The following is a 21,542-nucleotide window of genomic DNA, read 5'->3' as shown; positions in this document are numbered from 1 at the left end:
CACAATGAAAAACAAAAATGCCGCTGTTATTGAGCGGCATTTTATTTATGTAATACAACTTATTTCATTATTGGATAACAGGGGCGCCCATTGTCCACGGTCCACCTGCGTTAATGATGGATTGTTGTAGTTTAACAATCGCATCTTCTTGAAGTGCAGACACCCGTTTGGTTACTGAGTCTAACCCTTCCATTGCATATTTGAACTGGTCTTTATGTTGTTTCGTTGGGCCGTAAGATGATTGCAGCGCCGACATCGCATAACTAAACCTGCTTTCAATATTCGGGGGTTTAATTCCCATATTATTTCGTGACTCAAGTCCGCTAATTTCTTGATTAATTGCGTTAATTTCATCCTGAATATCGGCATATTGCTTTTCAAGAGCCGCTATATTATTCGGCGTTCTGTCAATGGCGGTACGAATCGACTTCATTTGTTCTTCTATAGTTTCCAAAACTTGAACTAATGCAGACGCTTGTCTTTCCGCAGCAACAATTTTTTGATTGAATGCAAGCACTTCCTGATGCGTCATATTTGGTAAAGTGCCTTCATAAATGGGCTCTAACTTGAATGAAACAGGTTCAGCTAATGGTGTTACTGTAGTGCCTTCACGTTTATAAAGTGTTGCGGTGTATGTGCCCGGAGCCACCATTAATCCTTTGCCTAACGGATCCCAAGGAGAGGGCTCTTCACCGGTTACAGCGCCTACTTTGGAATATGTCATGCCCCAAGTTACACGATGTAAACCTTTCTTATTGTCACCCTCAACACGATTCACAATATTGCCATTGGCATCGGTGATTTCCACATAAACAGCAGGTTTCGCTTCCTGATTTTCAGCTTCGATAGATTCCCAGCTTGGATATTTAGGATATTTCTTATCTTTCACCATGGCTTTTTCAGCTTTCTGGCGTTTTTCCTTTGCTGTTAGTAGGCTTTCTTTTAGGAAGTAAGTGAGTGTGGCGCCATGTTCTGGGTTTTTGGCTGCGAAGCGGTCATCACCATCAGATTTGGTGTGATTGCCGTCTAAGCGGAACCATTTGGTTGGGCGGCTAGGGCCAAATAGCAGCGCTTCTTTTTCCATGGCTTGTTCGGTTAACTTACGCAGTGGTGCGTAATCATCTAGGATATAAATACCGCGTCCGAATGTACCCAAAACAAGGTCATTTTCACTTCGTTGAATTTGTACATCACGAGTCGAGATTGTCGGCAAGCCGCCATTGAGTTCTATCCATTTTTGACCGCCGTTTACGGTGAAGAACACGCCAAATTCTGTTCCGATGAACAAGAGATCCTTGTTGACATGATCTTGCACTATACGCCAGACAAGGTGTTTTTCAGGTAGATCTTCGGCGAGTGATGTCCATTTCTTGCCCAAATTCGTTGACTTGATTAAGTAAGGCTTATAATCACCATATTTGTGGTTATCAAGGGCAACATATACGGTGTTAGGATCGAATAAGTCGGCGCGAATATCATTAACGTATGCCGTTTTGGGTACACCTCTTACCTTACTCAGATCGATCTTCTTCCAGTTTTTGCCGCCATCGGTTGTCACTTGAATAAGCCCGTCATCGGTTCCTACCCACAAAATATCTTGGTTAACCGGACTTTCCGCAAAGTTAGCAATGGTATGGAATTCGGACATGGCATATATATCCCAGCCAGCTTCCACGGACCAAGTTCTGCCCATCATTTCGCTGTGCATACGATTGCCATTTTTGGTTAGGTCGCCCGAAATGGGAGTCCAGCTGTCTCCACGGTCATCTGAGCGCCAAACTCGTTGAGAGGCGAAATAGATGCGTTTAGGGTCGTGTGCCGAAACATTAATTGGCGCATCCCAGTTATATCGTTCAGCCGGATCGCCGGGGAGTGGTTGTGGCTTGATGTAAACATTCTCACCCGTTATACGATCATGTCGGGTTAAATTACCTTGTTGCCACTGCGAGTAAAGAATGTTTGGATTGCCGGGTTCGGTCGCAGGTTGATGACCGTCGCCACCCAAAGTAAGGAACCAATCTTTATTTTTGATGCCTTCCGCACGGTCAGTTCGTGAAGGTCCGCCTTGCGTTGAGTTATCTTGGGTCCCACCAAAAACATGATAAAACGGCTTAGCGTCATCAACGGCAACCTTATAAAACTGTGAGATTGGTAGGTTGGCGATAAAGCGCCAGTTTTGCATTCGGTCGTGAGACATGTAAATACCGCCATCTGAACCGATAAGAACAAAGTCTGAATCGGTTGGATGGAACGCCATTGCATGATCATCAACATGCTTGCGCTTGTTATTGATAGGTATCCATGTTTTACCGCCGTCGTTGGAGACTTTACTGTAGTTACTGGCAATGTAAACACGGTCAAATTGGTGTTGATCAGCAAAAATTTCTTGATAGTAGTGAGGGCCCGTTCCACCGCCGACTTCATCAGACATTTTTTCCCAACTTGCGCCTTGATTTGCAGAACGATAGAAGCCGCCTTTGCGATTATCAGTTTCGATAGTGGCGTAAAGTACATCTGGATTGATAGGAGAAATGGCTAGGCCAATTTTGCCTTTATTGCCTTTCGGCAAGCCTGTTTTGAGTTCGGTCCAAGTTTCACCACCGTCATCAGAAGCATGGATACCAGCTCCTGGCCCGGTGCCAACGTAAGCCTCTATTTTTCTTTGACGAGACCATGTTGCGGCATAGAGTTTATTTGGGTTGCGAGGGTCCATTACTAATGAGGTAACGCCTGTCCACTCATCTTTTGGTGTTAATACCAGTTTCCAAGTTTTACCACCATCTACGGTTTTGTATAACCCACGCTCACCGCCACCACTCCATAATGGTCCTTGAACGGCTGCCCAGACAATATTTGAATCGTTCGGGTGAACAATAATATCTGAAATATGTTCAGATTGCCCAAGCCCCATGTTTTTCCAATTTTTACCGCCATCTATCGATTTATAGATGCCGTCACCGAAGCTAATATGTCGACCACCGTTATTTTCACCAGTGCCAACCCAGATAATGTCTGGGTTGCTTGGATCGATAGTAACATCACCCGTTGAATATACGGCTTGCTTATCAAATACCGGAGTCCATGTGGTACCGGCGTTTTCAGTTTTCCAAACTCCGCCAGAACCGACGGCAACGTACCATGTTGACGGGTTCTTTTGGTCCACGGCAATATCTGCAATACGACCTGACATATAGGCAGGCCCAATATGACGAAGCGTCATCGCTTCAAATGTCTTACTGCTAAACAGTGCCTTATTGTCGTCATCATTTTTTGTCTCTTTCGCTAAAGCATGAGCAGACGAAAGCATAATGGATGATGCTAAGGCTATCTTTATTAGGGTTTTCATTTCATTCCTCAAGTGGGCTAAATGCCAAATTTAGAGCAATATTACGTTAGGGATGATTTTTTATTAAAGCAATGTCGTTGAACGACCAAAATAGCCGTTTAACGATACTTGTTTGACAACTTCATGGGGCATGACTTTTGATAGCAGGCATTATTTGAAATTGGCCTTTCTTGGTTTTCCCAGTCCCTAGTGAAGTACATTTATCGTTTTTATGAATAAGAAAAATATGATTGTTTTGGCGCTGTTATTTAGCCAAGTCGCCGCTGCGAATATGTTGAATGAACACATAGAAGTAATAGGTCAGGCGCCACATTATCAACGTGCATTGCTAAATATTTTACCTGCTCAACAGCTCATTGATGAGAGCAGTTTCAGTGCAGACAGTGTGGCGACTTTGTTGGACCAGTCGCCGATTGTAAATTTAAACGGGCAGGGGGGACTATTCCAGTCGATTAATATCCGAGGCTTTGCTCGATGGCGTGTTCAAACCTTAATTGAAGGCATCCCCATTCATACCGAGCGCCGTGCTGGCACGGCGGTTGAGTTTATTCCGCCAAGTTTTATTGGTCAGGCTTTTGTAACCCAAGGTGCCGCTTCAACTCAACTGGGATCTGGTGCAATCGGTGGCGGTGTTGACTTAGTGTTATCCGCACCAGAAAACAATGCGGTAAAGCTTAATTGGGGACAGGTTGCTGACTACCGGGAAATACAGTTTGAAGGAAAAACCAATACCGACGATACACATTGGTTGGTGAATCACCGACACGCCAATAACAGTGAAGATGCTCGCGGTAACGTTATTCAAGATCGTTTTGAACAGCACAGCATTGCGCTACGACATCAATTAGATGCAGGTCGATTGCGTGAAGGTTTATTGTTGTATTCATCTGCGAATAATATTGCTAAGGCCAGTGCAGACGACCCCGCAAAGCGTTTTACACTGTATCCGAATAATGATCATTGGTTAGGGAAGTTGGATTTTGACTGGCTGAATGCGACGACTTACTTTCATCACGCTAAGCAACGCACAATAGTTGAGCGTCCAGCGTTGAGAACTAACAGCATTGATAATCAATTTCTCGATTTTGGCGCGCAAATCCACGATGATCCTCGCGTGGGTCAGTACCAATTGTATTGGCGTGCAGGCGTTGATGCGCGAACCAATGTGCAAGGTTTTGAACAGGAAATAAGCGCACAGGGCGATGATGTTTTTGCTCGGTTAACACTGGATGCCGAGCAATGGGAATCGTTTATTAGTGCGGAGTTTAGCCGAAATTTTGGGCAAGGTACTTGGATTGGTGGGTCGAGATTAGCGCAACAATATCAGCACGATAAATTATCTCAACACTCGCATTATGATACTAATCTAAGTGCATTTGCTGGCTACGCTCATCAATTTGCTCCCCATTGGCAGTGGTCTACTTATGTGAGCCAAGCTTATCGTGTACCTAGTTTGACGGAACGCTATTTCGATGGTTCGACGCCAAGAGGTCAGGTTAAAGGATCTTTACTGCTAGAGACAGAGACAACACTCAATGCCGAAACGAGTGTGTCTTATCGTCATGGTGGATTTGATGTTTCCATAACAATGTTTCAGCAGGATATTGATGATTATATTGAGCGCATTCGCGTTGCGGATGATATTCGGGCTTATCGTAATATTGATAACGCCACTGTCTCGGGGGGAAGCTATCAAGGGCGTTATCAATTTGCGCTAATGCAGTTGCAGTGGAAAATTCACTTTTCTGGTCAGTGGTTACACGGAGAAAACAACAGTGGGCAAGCGATTGCCGACATATCGCCCACTCAACATCGGTTATCTGTTGTGGCGTTAGGCGATCGTAGCCAAGGCTTTGTCACACTAACACATCGTCATTCAAGCGATCATCTTGTGGATGGAGAATTGCCGGTTTCAAGTGTGTTGATCATGGATGCAGGGTACCAATACCAAGTCAACGATAGGATGCAATTGGCGGTAAATTTGACAAACGTAACCAATCAGGATTATGTCACCTCTCGTGATGATCTGGCGCCATTTGCTAAAAGCCGAGACCTCAATATTTCATGCGAGTTTATGTTCTAGATGCTTGCATATCTTCTGGTGGCAAAATGAGACATTCGAAGTTTGCTATACAAAGCGCTATGATGCGCGCCAATTTTTAATTAAGAGTTGTGCCCTTGTTTAATTATTTACGACAATTCAGTCGCCGTATTCATTTATGGCTCGCATTAGTTAGCCTTATCCCTGCGGTTATCGTGATAAGTAGCGGGATATTGTTGCAAGTTAAAAAGCAATCGGATTGGATACAACCGCCGACACAAAAAGGCCAAGCCACTTCGCCAAGTATCGATTTTGAGCATATTTTATCTATTGCAAGGTCGATTCCAGAGTTAGGTGTTGCTGATTGGCAGCAAATAGACCGGCTAGATGTGCGTCCTTCAAAAGGAATAATCAAAATTCGGGCGCGTAATAGTTGGGAAGCACAAATTGATGCGGAATCAGGAAAAGTCTTACTACTTGCTTATCGTCGCTCAAATACGATTGAGTCGATACACGATGGCAGCTGGTTTGCAGATAGTGCCAAATTATGGATATTTCTACCGGCGGCAATTGCCCTATTGATAATGTGGTGTAGTGGCGCTATTTTGCTTTATACCACGTTAAAAAGTAAGTATAAAAAACGCCGCGCAAGGCAACACTATCACAAACCGGATTAGGGGTTTCAGCCACTTCCTTGCGGCTGATCCATGTTGGCTAATGTGTCTTAGAATTAAAGCTCAAGCTCTTTAAAGAAGCGTAAGCCAAATTCGCTACGGTCATTACTACGCACGATGCCAACAAAGCCTGTTTGCTGCAATCGCCCTTGATCGTAGATCTCGTTAGTGATGTTTTCACCGTATAAGCTAATAGACCAATCACCTTCAGCCGATTCATAAGTCACGTTAAAACCAATTAACTCACGAGAATCAATCACTTCGTTTGGATTGAAATTGGATTGACCTTGCATCTCATCACGGTAGGAATAGTCGGCGCTGAAGTTAATGAGGGCGCCACTGTCTAGCTCCATAAAGTAGGTTGGGGCAATCATAACTGTCCACTCCGGCGTCTGTGCTGGCGAATCGCCTTCACCAATACCAATGACACCCGCATCCACTTCGGTAATTTCTGCATCGATGTAACCCACCGCTGTACGAAGAGTAAAGTTGTCCGTTGCTTCCCATGTGGCTTCTATCTCAATACCTTGTGCTTCTGATTCACCCGCATTTTCAACGATGGTGACGAAGCCGCCGCCGGAGGTTGGGTCAGAAAATGGCAATGCTAGGTCGGTGTATTCTGTGTAGAACAAAGCTGCTAGGACTGATAAATCATCAGTAATTTTGCCCTTCAAACCAAACTCATAGTTGATAGCCGTGGTTTCATCAAAAGAAACAAATTGGTCAGGACCACCAAATGGACGCGGCGGGAAACCACCTGTCTGATAGCCTTTTTGCACTTGCCCGTACACGTTTAGGCCGTTGTCTAGCTGGTAAGAGGCGTTAATATCCCATGTTACTTCGCTAAAGTCAGCGGAAACAAATTTGCGCTCAGGGAAGCTCGGGAATAAAGCATTGGCTTCTTTTTCGTCACGGGAGTAGCGTAAACCACCACCAACACTTAAGCGATCTGTGAGGTCGTAAGACATGTTGAAGTAGGCAGCGTAAGCGTCTGTTTCTTGGTTTAGGTCGAAGTAGCCAAAGTCACCAAACGATGCAGTGACACCATCGTTTAACAAGCCATCTGGCGTATTAAATGGGCTGAATACCCACGGACCAGAGCGTGTGAAGCCGTCTTCGTTGAAGTAGTACAACCCTGAAACGAAGTCCCAGTTATCGTAAGTGCCGTTGATTTGTATCTCTAGTGAGTATTGATCTGCGCCGCCTTCCTCTGGAAATTCAGAAAGATTCAATGCTGTAGCATCATCGTCCAAACCGCCTTCGTAATCAGAAGTACGATAGCTGCCTATGAATTTGGCTGAAAGTGTATTATTGACCGTCCAATCGGCTGTCAGTGATGAGCCCCAGCCATCATGTGCTGTAGATTCAATTCCAGCAACGGTAGTGGCCAAGTCATCTGGGTCAGCAGGCAGTAAACTTTCATCCAGAAGCGGGAAGTCGCCGTTAAATGGGTCGTTTGGATCAAGCCCTCCTGTGAGTTCAATAGTATAAGGAGATTGACCCGACTCGTTGTCTACAGAGTCGAGAGACCACGTTAGTGTAAAATCATTGCTAACCGTCCATTTGGCTGCAAATCGACCACTGAACTCTTCTTCTTCACCGATTTCTTTTTCAGGATTTTCAAGGTTAATAGCGGTGCCAACACCGTTACGAGTTTTAAACGAGGCACTGCCAGAAATGGCAAAGTTGTCGGTTACATCCACATTTAAATAAACGTCTGAGGCCACGCGACCACGGCTACCAGCTTTAACAGAGAAGCTGGCAATATCTTCATCGCCGGGCTTTTTAGTAATCACGTTTACCGCACCGCCTAATGTATTACGACCATACAATGTGCCTTGTGGGCCGCGTAATACTTCAACACGCTCAATGTTGGGAAGCGACATATTCGCACCCATTTGGCGGCCTAAATAAACGCCATCAAGGTAAACGCCTACGCCCGGGTCGGTCGTAATAACGTGATCTTGCAGACCGATGCCGCGAATAAATACCGCTGCGTGGGCTGTGCTGCCCACGCCGTATCGGCTGATGTTTAAGTTTGGTACATACTTACCTACATCATCAATGTTACCGATGTTAGCCGCTTGCATCAGGTTCTCGCCTAATGAAGTAATCGCGGTAGGGGTTTCGAACAAGCTTTCAGTACGCTTACGCGCCGTAACCATAATCTTTTCAAGCGATTCATCATTGGTAGCTTTGGGGGCTTCTTGTGCTAAAAGTGGGGTGCTTAACAGTAAGTGCGTCGTTGCGGCTAAAAGGCCAAATTTAAAGGGAAGTGTGTTTTTGGGTGTGTGCATATAGTTGTGCTCCGCGTTGGATGACACCTGCACCAAGACTATGGATAAGAATATCCACTGTGTTTTTATTTTTCTTCACTTTTGTCTATGGTTTTTTGATACACCATATTTCGCCATTAAGTATTAATTTAATTCAAAAAAAATGATGTAAAAAAGGGCAGGTTTAGTCGTTATTATTCGATTTCCGTGCGGGTGGAAAGTGTACACTGGTTAAGCGTTAAAACGCTAACAAATATTGGAAATAAATTAAAAATACCTTCTTAAGTGGTAGATATGTTTACTTTTGGATTAATTAATTTCCTACTTTTGCCGTTGGAGCGTGGAGCAGGTTTATATCAGGTGAAATACCCTAAATGAGCCACAGTGGTTGTCAACCTGATATAAAGAGAGCGCCATTGAACAGATGACGCTCTTGGTGGATTAGATTGCCACTTGCTTGCTTTCTGTTCGACTCACAGTATTGACCAGATACGCCAAAATTTCTGGAGGACGGGTGGGGGTAGACATAAAACGCGGCAAAAATGTTGGTGATGCAATTAAGTTACGTTGCATCAACTCATTGATTAAAGGTAAGTATTTGAATCCGGTTTTACCAATGAAAAGCCCTGTTAGGTCCTGATTTTTATAGGTTTCAACAGCCGTGGTAAAGCCTTTTAAATATAAGTGATCTTTAGTAAATCCGCCGCCTCGATGAACCCTTACTGCCAATTTAAAGGCATTACTTTGTGGCATCTTATATTCTTCTGCTAAAACGTTATAAGTGTGTTTAAAGCTACCATGGTTCAGCATTTCTTTAACTGCGACCACACGTAAGGCTAAATCCTTAAGGCGAGATAAACGTAAATTACCACTTAAGTATTCACTCAATAAAGCCAAGCCTTCTTGTGTGAAAGTGTTGCCCGGTAAGCCGACAGAAAACACTTTTAATGTTTGCAAGTTGGCATTCAAGGTGGTTGCCATGTGCACACCAAGTTCATGTTCAACTAAACCACGGGCTTCCCAATCGGTTACACTAATTTGCTTACCCACATAAACCGTTTTTTTGCTATTCGACACCATGGCTTTAGCTGCTAAGTTAGCGCTGGTTTCTACTTTACATTGCATTCCCATTGCCTTGGCTTGTACTTCTAACATCGTCACTAAGGCATTGGTATCCAGCATGCTGACATCTTCGTTAGTTTCAAATTCCGCGGCATGGAGTAAAAACTGGGCGTGACGCTCATCTTCAAGTGTTGGCTCGCCATAGTATTTTAAAGAGTCATACAAAAACTCAGGCTGGCCTGCATTTGCGAGCATATCGATTTTTGTTGCCAATGAATCAATCACATCTCGGTACATTTTTTGAATGCCGGGATCGTTAATTTCATCAACGGGTAATCGATAAATGTTTTCCCTGAACAAATAGGTATCAATGTTTAACGGGCGATACAAAAATTGGGGTTGATAATCGCCATTATTGGCGAAGAAACGGCGCTTTTCCTGACGTATATTGGTTGGGTTAATAAACCGAAGGGTTTCTAAGTCCTTGGCAATTTTAAATAACGCTTTATCCACTTTGAGTAACGCTGGGTCGACCACATCCGACAACATATCGGTTTTTTTCGCACGAATTTTGCGAGTGTAGCCTCGGCTGAAATATGCTGCGGTATCGGTAAAGGATTCTTTAATACCAAGACTTAAGTCGTTAATAATGTGCTGATAGGGCTCGCCGCTTAACTCATCCATGTAAATTTTCTTAATTTCGGTTGGAACCACCAAGGTGTTTTGAAAACGGCTATTGACGTGAGCAATCATGTAACCACGCCCATAAAAAATATCGTTACATTTGGCTTTAATATTGTTGTTTGGTACGTCGATTTTGTTTAATCCGCGCTGTAAGTGACGGATGACTTTGCCCCAGCGGTCCATATCAACCTGCTCAACACCCAAATTGAATACCGGTAGCTCTCTATCATGACGTTTATAATTGTATGAGTGAACATCGTACACCAAGCAAGCACCGTAGCGTTTTTCGATGCTGCTAATGAGCGCATCCAAAATACGGTAGAAGCATTGATGTTTAGCTATGCTGCTTTGTTTCTCACGACTTGGTAAGGCGCTGCGCCACACTTGTTTTCCCCAAGCGCGCTTATAAATACAGGTGGCGATAGGGCGGTTCAAATCATACCGATAACGCGAATCGTGGCACACTAAAGTAATGGGCATGGATTGAACGAATTGGTCTGTGTGAGGATCTTCTTCATACAACCTTTCGTCTTCAGATAACAGACAATGTGCCGCGGCCTTTTCCGTAAATTGATGACCTGCGTGAACCGCAGTACAAATAACCGGTGCATAGGCTTCGACTTTTAGCGTTAGCGAACCGTCTTCCAGCGTAAGCTGAAAGACGTCTTGGTTGGCAATTTTATCAAGCAGGACCTGTTCAGATACTTTCTGCATCTTCAATCGCCTTACGAAATGCGTTTTTACGTTGAACGACCAGTTCTCTAGCCGCGACAACATTGCTAATAAAGTCCAGCACTTGTGTCTGGAGCTTGACGCGATTCAAGCGATTAATACGAACAATACCACCGGGGCTCAATACATTGACTTCGATGAGCTTACCGTTGATAACATCAAGACCAACGAAGTATAAGCCGTCCCTAACCAACTTAGGACCAATGGCTTTGCATAGCTCTTTTTCTTCCTTGTTGAGTTGGTGTTTCACTTCCTGACCGCCTGCATGAATGTTAGAGCGGATGTCGTTCTCAGACGGGACTCGACGCATGGCACCGATAGGCTCGCCATTGAGCATTAAAATGCGTACATCGCCTTTTTCAGCACCTTCAACATATTCTTGCAGAATGACGTAGTTGCCATTGCCATTAGCATTGCCGCCAATGTAGAAGTCCAATAATGAGCGAAAGCTTTGACGCGCCGATTTTTCAACCACAATCACGCCTTCACCACCAAACCCATTTAACGGTTTCATGATCATTTTTTCTGTTGCTGATTCAGCCAATACTTGCTCTAGGTACTCACGACTTTTAGATACGTGAGTGGTAGGAATGAAGCGGCTGGCTTCACCACTGAAAGAGGCAGGGTAAAGCTTGTTATTGGCAACACGTAACCCGTCAATATCGTTAAAGATAAAGGTATCGTTGCGAACAGAATCGAGGAAGTTAAGAGCAATGGTATCAAGAGGAGGATTGGCGCGCATAATAATGGCATCAAACCCCGCTAGCGGCAGTTTACTTCGCTTAAATTGTGCTTTGTTGTAAAAAGAAACACTGCTCGTAGGAACCTTATCCGAGCGTTTCAAAACATTACAAAAGGCATGAGGTACGCTATCACGAATGGTTAAGCTGTTTGGTGTGGTGATTGCCACAGTTAAACCGCGACTAGCCGCTTCGTGTATAAGGCGTAAAGTGGAATCTGTTTCGGGATCAATTCGTTCCCACGGATACATTAAAAAGCAAATTTTCACGTTAATTCATCACATATTTAAGGTTTAAAGCTACGCCGATTTGCGCTGACTTAATTCGGCGCGATTATGAGATCATTTTAGTCAATGACACAACAAAAAAAGTAGCCGAAAATTAAAAAATAATGTTGAATTATCGCTCAATTTGGCATCAAAGATGCTTTATGCCAGAAACTAAAGGGGATCGTCTTTTTAATTCTCTCACGAGTCAATGCAAAGGCGTTATTGTCAGGAAGCGAAATCAGGCTTATGAGCGGTGCGGCAGAAAGCCTTTTTAGTTATGTTGTGTACGTTTACAGAAACTCTTTTTTGGCGCTACTTTTCATCACTCGGCGATAGATAGACGGAAACAGCGTATTAAGCCAATATGCTAGTTTAGCAACGCGCCCCAGCCGTAAATAGTGCTGTTTGTTTTCGATGCCTCTCAATATCAATTGCGCCGCTTGGTCTGGTGAGATTTGCTGCCCATTAGTGCTTTTTTTCATTGCTCCGGGAGAGGATACGCCAGCGTTGACTTGCGCGGTTAATTCTGGACGCGATTTAACAAACGAAGGGGCCACAATAAAAACGTGTACGTGGTTGTCTTCTAACTCGCTTGCTAATGATAAGAAAAATCCCTCCATTGCGTGTTTACTGGCACTGTATGCACTTCTTCCATATAAAGGTGCGAATCCGGCAACACTGGATATTGCAACAATTTGCCCTTGCGATTTTTGCAAATAAGGAAGACACAAACGGGTAATATTCACACTCGCTGTAAAGTTGACGGCCATGATTTTATCGAAGGTCGTTTGTTCGGTGTCAGCAAAACGGCTCATATGAGTGATGCCCGCATTGTTGATTAAGATGTCGATATTACCAAAGCAACTAATCACCTGAGTAAAAGCAACTTGTAAAGCATCGGGTTGGGTGATGTCGACCTTTATCGATAAAAGGTTGTCCGCTTTTATTGAGGACGTGCTCATATCAAAGATGGCAACATTGGCGCCTGCTTCTAGGAGTTTCATTACCAGAGCCTGACCTAATCCTCCGGCACCGCCCGTTAGCAGGACTGTTTTACCTTTCACATTATATCGCATCGGAAAAGCGCTCTAGTTTGCGAAAGTGTGGCATGAAAAACCAACATAATACGACGCTGGAAACAATGAGCCCTGAAAATATCTGTAGTGCCATCATCGGAGTGAAAACTTGCGCTAGAATACCCGCGCCAATGCCACTTGCCGCAGGGATGATCTGGCTTATCATACTGTAGAAACTCATAATGCGACCACGATGGGTAACAGATGAATAGGCTTGAAGCCCAGCAACAATAAAGCTAATGCCGATTCCACCGCACAAACCTGCCACGATTAGCGTTAAAACCGATAAACTTAGTTCGTGTTCAATACTCAAATTACCAATGCCTACACCAGCTAGGGCAATACTCAGCAAAGTAAATTGACCAATGCGGCCTTTGTTTTTCATCCACATTGCTGTGATCCCTCCAACAATGAGGGAAAAGGCGATTAAGCTTAAATAATTTCCTTGGGCGACAGGGCTAAGTTGTAGGTGCTTTTCAGCAATAGATGGCAGGACAACTTGCATTGGCCCCATTAGCAGATAAGTAATACTGGCAAGTAATAGCAGCGCTTTTAAGAAAGAGGACTTCTTTACAAAAAGTAGGCTCGCTTTTATTTCATTGAGTGCCTTCTCTGCGGGCTTGCCGGTAAACTCAAATCGGAGCGGCAGTAGCAATGCACCAGAAAACGCAAACAGCAGTGCGCTGGTTAAAAATACGCTATTCCAACCAAATTGAAATTCAACTTGTTTTAATATCATTGGCGCTAAGCCAAAGCCCGTCATCACCATTAGGTTCAGCCCTATAGAGGCGCCGGTGAGCTTTTCTGGGGAGACATAAAAAGGAAGTGTGGCAAAACGTGCAGGGGCGACAAAAGACCAGCCGATACCGGAGAAAAACGCCGCCAGCAGGAGTAAATGAGGTTGGTACTCTGTGGCGGCTAAGGTGCCCGTGTATAGAAGGATTAACGAAACGAAGTAACTATTTTGTGCGATTAAAATAACGCGTCTTGGTGAGTAGCGATCGCAATACACACCAGCTATCCAGCCCAGAATCAACGGCGGTCCAAAGCATAAGCCATAACCAATCCCGGCTAACGCGTGAGAGTTAAACCGCTCTAATGCCAGAAAAATGATGCTGTAATTGATGATATGCCCACCAATAAATGCCAGTAAGCAGGACAACAAATATATTGGCAGATGTTGGCGAGGCGGGGCCGTTTTTTGCATCTATTAAGGTGCTCCCTTTTCCTGTGCTTTAGAAGCGTTAAGGGGCGAATGGTGTTGGCTGATACTCATCTCAGTTTTTGCCTCGTTGGTTAAAGCATTCGGCTGTACCCGGATTAACGTTGGTTGCGCGTCTTCTATATGCCAACTTGGGAAGCTAGAGTTGGAGGTATAAACATCACCATTAGGGGCAAATTCTACATCGCGTGTGAAAGTGACGCGTTTGGGAAGCGGGTAGTGAGACCAACTTTCGCTATTGATGTCGAAACGATAGAGTGCATCAGAAGTGTTACCGTTTACCCACACCTGATCTCGCGCTTTATCGACATTTAAGGAATAAGGCGTTTCGCTGCCTAAAGGATGCACAGGTAAAGGGTAATTGCTGAATGTTTCCGTTTTCGGATCAAATTTCACAATCATTGATTCAGGAAAGGCGGCTATCCATAAATTGCCTTTTGAGTCCGAGCGTAAGCGGCGTGGACCAACAAAAGGCGTGTCGTAAATGGTGATTTCATGGGTTTTGGCGTCAATTTTGCCAATTGAATCGGCGTGTAATCGTGCAAACCAAATGTCGCCATTGGGCGTAATGTCGATGCCGTAAGGCAAAGGAACACCTGTGGACTTTTCATCAATAGAAAACCAATTTGCTAGTGGCAAACCCCATTCCATCAGTTTAAGAATGACTCCCATTCCATTCACGGTAAGGGTTTCCCGCAGCCCCCGGTTTGGCAAGTCAAACATGGTGAAAGCTTGGGTTGAACGGTTAAATAACGCAACCTGATTCGACAACGCCATGGTAAACCACACGTTGTCTTGTTGATCGACGCGCACAGTGTGCGGGTAATAACCTTCTTCCATTTTGTGGTTAATAAAGGTTTTGTTTACCGGATCAAATTCAACCAAGCGTTGTTGGTAGGAGGTGGTGATGAAAATGTGCCCATCTTTCGGAGATTCAGCAAAAGAGTGAATTCCCGAAAATGCTTCGTGCTTTGGAAAGCTGGTAAGGCGTTTGCTCATTAAACCGCCGTGTTTATCTGTGTCTTCACGCTTGAGCTTGTAAACCACATATTTGCCAGTTTTTGGGTCGACCTCGTATAGACGATCTTGCAAATTATCGCCTACGTATACCAAACCATTTGAATGGTAGAGCAAGTCGTGCATTTGAGAAAACGCATCTCCTAACGGCCACTCTGTCACTTTTGTTTGTTGTAAATAAGGTTCCCAAGGCGTTGCAGAGGGGACTTGCTCTGGATTTTCATACAGCGTTTTATAGCCATTGAATAGCAAGCTCGGTAGCTTCTCTTGCGCTTCATCATGTAAACGAGAACCATAACCCACCATACGGTAAATCACCTCATGCCAATTTTCTTCAGGGCGAGGACGGCGGAAAAAGTGGGAACCTTGCTGGTGGCAAAAGCCACACTGCATCACGTAATGCTTTTTCAACATGTCATCGCCGCCCAAATCTAATTTGGCTAACCAAGTGTTCGCTGGGCGAGATTCAGCAAGCTTCAATGGATCAGTAATGGGCTGCAAAGTAACGGACAGATTTTGGTCTGGCGATAGAATGTGCGTGCTATCTTGGTGATCGGGAAACCGGACTCGAATTCGCACCTGCTGACCAGAATAAGCCGTAAAAGTGGCTTCACCTTGTTCATTGGTAAACTGTGTGAATGCCGCATTCGCTTGATTTTCAACGCCATGAGGGGGATAGCCTGAATCGGAAATATCCAGCGTTGCGCCGACCATAGGCACTTGCATTACCATCGCATTTGCTATGGGGGAGCCTTGAGAGTCGATGACTTTAATGGTGTTTTCAGCGTGAGCTTGAATGAAGCTCAAGCAGGTTAGCGAAATCAAAACCAAGCGTTTCATGCTAACTCCTTTTGGGTTTGTTGCTTAAGGAAGGCATCGAGCGCTTCAACGGTGTTGTATTGAAGCTGATGTGAAAAAGTCGATTTCAGCTTGCTGTTATCCAGTACCGGACGGAATTTAATAAATTTGGTTTGTTCGGGGCCGTATTGGCTTAAGCCTAAAGGTCTGGCGATACTAAGCGCGAATTTGATAAACCATTCTGGTAGTGGCAGGTAGGCTTTTTTCAAATGTTGCGCTATTTGTTTCATGGTCAGAATACCATCGCCCGCCATATTGAATTGCCCGGTAATATCCGTTTCCAACCCTTCCATAATGAAACTGACAACATCTTCGGACCAAATGAAATTAAACGGGCCGGGATACCCCATAAGACCCGTAATAAGTTTTTGTTGAAACAGGTTAACAACTGGGCCTTCAAAGTTAGGACCAAGAATGGCTCCGGGACGAAACACAATCTGTTTAAGCTCAGGGTGATAACGACGATACTGTGTCATGAGTGCTTCAATTTCAGCCTTATGAGCAGAATAGAAATAGTCGATATTGCCTCGGGTAGGCCGAGATTCAGTAATAATGTCTCGGTTTTCAGGGTAATAGCCGTATGCTGCGCCGCTGGTGGTAATAATAAACTTATCGACGCCTAACTCTGTACTTACTTCGAGTAAACGCTTTGTTGCTACAACGTCAATATCATAGGCGATATGACGGTTTATGCTTGGCGATAGTTGTAGTACCGATGCCAAATGCACAATTTGACAAGGGTTTATTTGTCGAACCCATTCTAAAAAATCCGGGGAACGTAAATCATAACGTTGATATTGTAGCGCACCTGCTTGTTCCTCTTTAGGAGAGAAGGGGCAGGGCTTAATATCGGTGGCATAAACGTGATTGCCTTGTTTATTGATCAAGCGCTCAACTAAACGTTTTCCTAAACTGCCTGCTGCACCTGTCACTAATATACGTTTCAGTGTGCCAGTGGTTTGACTCATAACAAAGACTCCTTAGCGCGAGAGGTCGCAACAGGATCAGGACCATTTGGCCAACGACTAAATAAATAGGCAACGGCCAATCCTGACACTAAGTGCCACGTTCCCCAAAATGCACTGATGAGCGCCATACCCGCCTCGGCATTAAATTGAGTAAAAACAATGGCAATAGCAAGTGAGGAGTTTTGCATTCCCACCTCGATAGTCGTTGCTTTTGTATCTCGGTTATTTAAACGAACTAGTCTGCCTGCTGAAAAGCCCAGCAAATAAGCAAGGGCATTGTGAAACAACACCACTAAAAACATGAGTTCGAAATGTGCTTTGAATGCATCTATGTTTCGATAAATGGCAATGGAGACGAAAGCAAATAAGGCTAATATGCTGGTGATTTTTAATATTTTATGCAGTATCGACGCGAATTTTTGCCAAAAAGCTTGAACAACTAAACCAAGCACAAGCGGGAGTGCTAATACCATTAATAGGTTAAGGAATAATGCGCCACCACTGACTTCAATACTCTGCATTAAGGCGTGAGTAGTTGGGTTGACCTGAGACCAAAATACAAAGTTGATAGGTAGCATAAAGGTCGCAAGGGCGCTGGAGGTGGCCGTCATGGAAATGGAGAGCGCGGTATTGCCCTTAGCTAGGTGAGTCACGAAATTGGAAACTGCACCTCCGGGACAGGACGCAACGAGTATCATACCAAGCTCGATGCCGGCATCTAGGTCAACAACAAGTGTTATTAAAGTGGTAAATAACGGGAGTGCAATAAATTGAGCGACTAAACCCGCGAAAATCGCAGTGGGCATTTTTAAAATGGCTTTAAAGTCACGCCAATGTATATCCAGCGCAACACCTAGAATCATGCTGGCAAGCACAATGCTGAGTAGCCATTGGGAGTTGGCATCGTAATAAATCGCGCTGGCGTCCATAACTCTTAACAAAATAATAAAACCGAGTAGGCAATTTAGTTAAAAAGGGCATGAAAGTCATGACTTTGCGCGCCATTATAGTGTCGTCTTGGGTTTATTCGTTGTTGCGATATTGTCTTGGTGTTTTGCCTGTCCAGCGTTTAAACGCCCGCTGAAAGGCACTTTGTTCCGAGAAACCTAGCATTTGGGTAATGTACACAATTTTGGTATTCGTGTTGCGTAAGTAACTCAAAGCCAACTCTTTACGAATGGAGTCTATTAAGCCTGAAAACGTGATGTCGTACTCACCCAATTTTCGTTGCAAAGTGCGTACGCTAACGTGCAGGTTCTGTGCTGCATCTTCAATTTCAGGCACGCCAAAGGGTAATTGATTAGTGATGAATTTGGTGACGCTTTCTACTGGGCGCCTTTCCGCGAGGCGATTTAATAAGCTATCGGCATGTTGACATAAAAGTGCGTGTACTTCTGGGTCATGGCGGTTGAACGGCTGGTTTATTGTGTCTTGATAGATTTTAATACCATGATAATCGCAACTAAAACGGACTTCGCAATCATAAAAATCTTCATAAACTCGCATATCGCTTTGGCATTCGTGACCGAAGTAAATACCAATAGGCTTAATTTTTTTATTACTCAGTTTGCGAGCCATTGCGGTCCAACCCGTAATGATTTCTTCTACGGTGTTGTGACTACAGGCATAGGAAGGCAGCCATTTTAATATGAGCTTGTTATTACTGATCTCTTGTAACGGCGTGCCCATGTTGCCGACTAAGCTTTGGTAGCGACGTTGGCATGCAAGTGCTTCTTTTATCGAAGGAGAGGTAAAGGCGATATAGCCCAATGTACCCCATCGGTCCGGTTCGATATTTTGGCCGAGTTCAAAGCCGATGGTTTTGCTATCTAAATGCCTTTCAGCAAAGGCGTAGAGGGATTCATAGAGTCGGATGTCGATGAGTTCGCCAGACACATTCAAGCTGGATTTGGTCATTCCTAAATGCGCTAACATCGCCTCTTTTTCTATTCCTTTAAGGGCTAGGTGATTGAGTAAAGAGCGCAGGGTATCTAAGGCAATTTTAGGCATAAACAAGCAAACGTTCGGGGCAATAAACGACTGACCCCGAACATAGCAGAAGTTAATTAAAAATTATACTGGAACTGGAGTGAAAAGCTGCGTCCCGGCTCTACCCAAACACTATAAAACCCCGGACCAATTAACGGCATATCGGTTGAATAATTGATTACCGTTTTGTCGGTTAGGTTCTTCGCGAGAAGGGCGACTTGCCATGAGCTTGCTGAGTCGTTTAGCGCGACTCGAGCATTCAGCTTGGTGAAAGCCTCTTGTTGGGTAAATGGGTTCAGGTCAGAGTTGGTGTAGTAGTCGGACTTGTAAATTACATCTAAATTAGCTTTTAGCTCATAATTACCAAATATTTCCGTGTAATATTCAAGGTTCAAGCTACCACTAAACTCTGGGGCAAATGCATTGGTTTTGCCTTCAAGATTACAAGAAACGCCATTAGCTTCTACGTTGTCTGGCACTAAAGTGACACTGGCAAAACATTTCGCTCCTGTAAATTCATCCCATTCGAAATCTAACCAGCCTACGCTACCACTTACGAGCCAGTTGTTATCAATTATCCAACGCCCGTCAACCTCAACACCAATAGATGATGCTTCACTACCATTCTCAACAAAAAAACCGGTGTTACCATCGAAAACTGACGTTTGCAGATCTTCAAAGTCCATTGAGAAGGCGGCAATATTTAAGTCGGCATCACCGTCTAGTAAGGTTAATTTAGCCCCAATTTCGTAGGCGGTAACTTCCTCATCTTCAAACTCGAAGTCATTGGGATGATTGGCTCTGGCGTCAAAACCTCCGGCTTTCGTACCTGTTGAAACTGACGCATAAATCATAGCGTCGTCCATCTTATATTTAATATTAAGCGAAGGCGTAAATTCATCTTCTGAACGACTGCCGTTAATGTCGTGATCGAGGAAGTTCTGTGGCGCAAGAACAACTTGGGAGTACACTGCCCCGGGCAGTCCTTGTGGGAAGGCTTCTGCAATAACAGGCGCTTGGACTAATGGTAAATCGACAATACGGGTCCGTGTTGTCGGGTCAACCGCAAACAAACTACGCACACCATCTTTATCTTCAGATGAGTAGCGTAAACCTAACGTTGCTTGCCATTGTTCCGTGAACGCATAATCTAGTTGTGCGAAGGCTGCCCATGTTTCAGATTCCACATTAAAGTGGCGATCGCCAAGTACATTTAACGGATAAACGAGATAATCTTCTTCATAAGTGAGTGATGAGTCTTGATAGTACACGCCCGCAATGTAATTAAACTTTCCATCGAAGTTAGAAGTGATGCGAAACTCTTGGCTGAGTTGGTCAAATTCTTCGTCTCCTCGCACTCGGAAGACTAAAGGCAGAGCACCATGGTCGCCATCATCAGACTGCTCTAGGCTGTAATCTTGCCAACCTGTAATTGAGGTGAATACGTAGTTGTCGAAGTCGACTTCCATATTCAATGTTAAATGGTCTGCTTCAAAATCAGTTTGCTCAATTTCACCTAATAAGGGGTTGGCTTTGTGGGTGTTGTCGTCAATGATGACGTCTTGAAGCTGGGCTAAAATCGGGGCGCCGCTGGCGATAATAGCGGGTTCAACGAAGGCTTGGCTATTGGTGAATCCATCAGACTCATTTTCATCGTGTTGAGCCGTCAAGGTGATTTTGGTATTTGATAATGGTTCCCAAGCAAGCGTCAAGCGGGCAATAGCTGTGTCGTTGGCGACTTCTTCTTGACCACTTAAGGTGTTATCCATAAACCCGTCAGTGTCTTCAACTTTTACTGCGAGTCTGCCACTGAGGGTATCTGTTAAACCGTTAGAAACTGCCGCTTCAATGGTTCGGGTATTGAAGTCGAAGTTGTAAGTGGCGTTTACGTAGCCTTCAAAATCTTGCGTTGGTTTGGCGTTAGTTAAGTTCAATGCTCCGGCGGTGGTGTTTTTCCCAAACAAAGCACTTTGTGGCCCGCGTAAAACTTCAACGCGCTCTAAGTCCAAAAAAGCGCTACGCATTAGATGAGCTCGACCACGGTAAACACCATCTACATAAGTGCCAACCGTTTGTTCAAATCCTTGGTTTGGCCCAGAGCCTAAGCCACGCATAAATACGTTAAAACCTTGGGAGGTTTCGCTAATGCTAAAGTTGGCAATGTAAGCGGAGAGTTCTTCTGAATCGGCAATGTTATTTTCGAGGAGTTTATTTTTGTCGATTGCCGACATGGAAATTGGCACTTCCTTTACATTTTGAACTCGCTTCTGCGCTGTAACCATAATCACTTCTAAGCCACTATCTTGTTTTTTGTTTTCTTGGGATAAGGCTGGATAAGCGGATGTAGCGCATAGAGTAGCGGTTAACGCCAAAGCTACTTTGCTAACACTAAAACGACGATTAAGCATGTTGTTTCCTCTTTTGGCGTTAAAGCGAATTCAACAAGCTAAGAACTAGGCCACATTTTGAACTGCTATAACGTAGTAGGGTATAGGTTGAGTTTTTTCTTTTAAAAACAGTAATTCATCGTGCTTCGAAAATAGTGACTCATGACGCCAAGCTGGTGGCATGTGAAGTTAATAAAATGT

Annotated in this window: 13 protein-coding genes; 2 read left to right on the top strand and 11 right to left on the bottom strand. The window is 44.3% G+C overall.

Annotated features, from left to right (window positions below):
* Positions 1-67 precede the first annotated feature (67 nt).
* A complete protein-coding gene (locus HJG39_RS14560) occupies positions 68-3,346 on the bottom strand; it encodes a VPS10 domain-containing protein (RefSeq protein WP_268410117.1) in 3,279 nt (1,092 codons plus the stop codon).
* A 211-nt stretch (positions 3,347-3,557) separates the two neighbouring features.
* On the opposite strand from HJG39_RS14560, the gene HJG39_RS14555 reads away from it, so the two are divergent.
* Positions 3,558-5,429, top strand: coding sequence for a TonB-dependent receptor plug domain-containing protein (locus HJG39_RS14555; protein ID WP_268410116.1), 1,872 nt, complete (start codon positions 3,558-3,560; stop codon positions 5,427-5,429).
* Between the two features lie 95 nt (positions 5,430-5,524).
* The gene (locus HJG39_RS14550; protein WP_268410115.1) at positions 5,525-6,064 is read left to right on the top strand and encodes a PepSY domain-containing protein; all 540 of its coding nucleotides are present in this window, start codon (positions 5,525-5,527) and stop codon (positions 6,062-6,064) included.
* Positions 6,065-6,117: 53 nt separating this feature from the next.
* On the opposite strand, the gene HJG39_RS14545 is transcribed toward HJG39_RS14550, so the two are convergent.
* The 10 genes from HJG39_RS14545 to HJG39_RS14500 all read right to left on the bottom strand — a co-directional run bounded on the left by HJG39_RS14545 (position 6,118) and on the right by HJG39_RS14500 (position 21,362).
* The gene (locus HJG39_RS14545; RefSeq protein ID WP_326849264.1) at positions 6,118-8,358 is read right to left on the bottom strand and encodes a TonB-dependent receptor; all 2,241 of its coding nucleotides are present in this window, start codon (positions 8,356-8,358) and stop codon (positions 6,118-6,120) included.
* Positions 8,359-8,778: 420 nt separating this feature from the next.
* Positions 8,779-10,797 carry a flavohemoglobin expression-modulating QEGLA motif protein gene (locus HJG39_RS14540; RefSeq protein ID WP_268410114.1) on the bottom strand — a complete coding sequence of 673 codons (2,019 nt, stop codon included), beginning with the start codon at positions 10,795-10,797 and terminating at the stop codon, positions 8,779-8,781.
* Entirely contained in the window at positions 10,781-11,824 is a 1,044-nt protein-coding gene (gene gshB, locus HJG39_RS14535) for a glutathione synthase (RefSeq protein ID WP_268410113.1), read from the bottom strand. Before gshB ends, HJG39_RS14540 begins: the two co-directional genes overlap by 17 nt.
* A gap of 290 nt (positions 11,825-12,114) precedes the next feature.
* Positions 12,115-12,888, bottom strand: a complete 774-nt coding sequence (locus tag HJG39_RS14530; RefSeq protein ID WP_268410111.1) for an SDR family oxidoreductase — start codon at positions 12,886-12,888, stop codon at positions 12,115-12,117.
* Position 12,889: 1 nt separating this feature from the next.
* Positions 12,890-14,107, bottom strand: a complete 1,218-nt coding sequence (locus tag HJG39_RS14525) for an MFS transporter (RefSeq protein WP_268410110.1) — start codon at positions 14,105-14,107, stop codon at positions 12,890-12,892.
* A gap of 3 nt (positions 14,108-14,110) precedes the next feature.
* Positions 14,111-15,979 carry a Vgb family protein gene (locus HJG39_RS14520; protein ID WP_268410108.1) on the bottom strand — a complete coding sequence of 623 codons (1,869 nt, stop codon included), beginning with the start codon at positions 15,977-15,979 and terminating at the stop codon, positions 14,111-14,113.
* Entirely contained in the window at positions 15,976-16,965 is a 990-nt protein-coding gene (locus tag HJG39_RS14515; RefSeq protein WP_268410107.1) for an NAD-dependent epimerase/dehydratase family protein, read from the bottom strand. The genes HJG39_RS14520 and HJG39_RS14515 overlap by 4 nt, the downstream gene beginning before the upstream one ends.
* Complete coding sequence (locus tag HJG39_RS14510) at positions 16,962-17,894, bottom strand: bile acid:sodium symporter family protein (RefSeq protein ID WP_268410106.1); 933 nt, start codon at positions 17,892-17,894, stop codon at positions 16,962-16,964. The genes HJG39_RS14515 and HJG39_RS14510 overlap by 4 nt, the downstream gene beginning before the upstream one ends.
* A 94-nt stretch (positions 17,895-17,988) precedes the next feature.
* Positions 17,989-18,975 (bottom strand): AraC family transcriptional regulator, encoded by a 987-nt coding sequence (locus HJG39_RS14505; RefSeq protein ID WP_268410105.1) that lies wholly within the window; start codon positions 18,973-18,975, stop codon positions 17,989-17,991.
* 56 nt (positions 18,976-19,031) lie between these two features.
* Positions 19,032-21,362 carry a TonB-dependent receptor gene (locus tag HJG39_RS14500; protein ID WP_268410103.1) on the bottom strand — a complete coding sequence of 777 codons (2,331 nt, stop codon included), beginning with the start codon at positions 21,360-21,362 and terminating at the stop codon, positions 19,032-19,034.
* Between the last annotated feature and the right edge of the window lie 180 nt (positions 21,363-21,542).

The organism is Alteromonas sp. a30 (assembly GCF_026788005.1).
Lineage (GTDB): Bacteria > Pseudomonadota > Gammaproteobacteria > Enterobacterales > Alteromonadaceae > Paraneptunicella.
The sequence above is the reverse complement of the archived record's forward strand: the minus strand, read 5'-3'. Positions and strand labels throughout refer to the sequence as shown.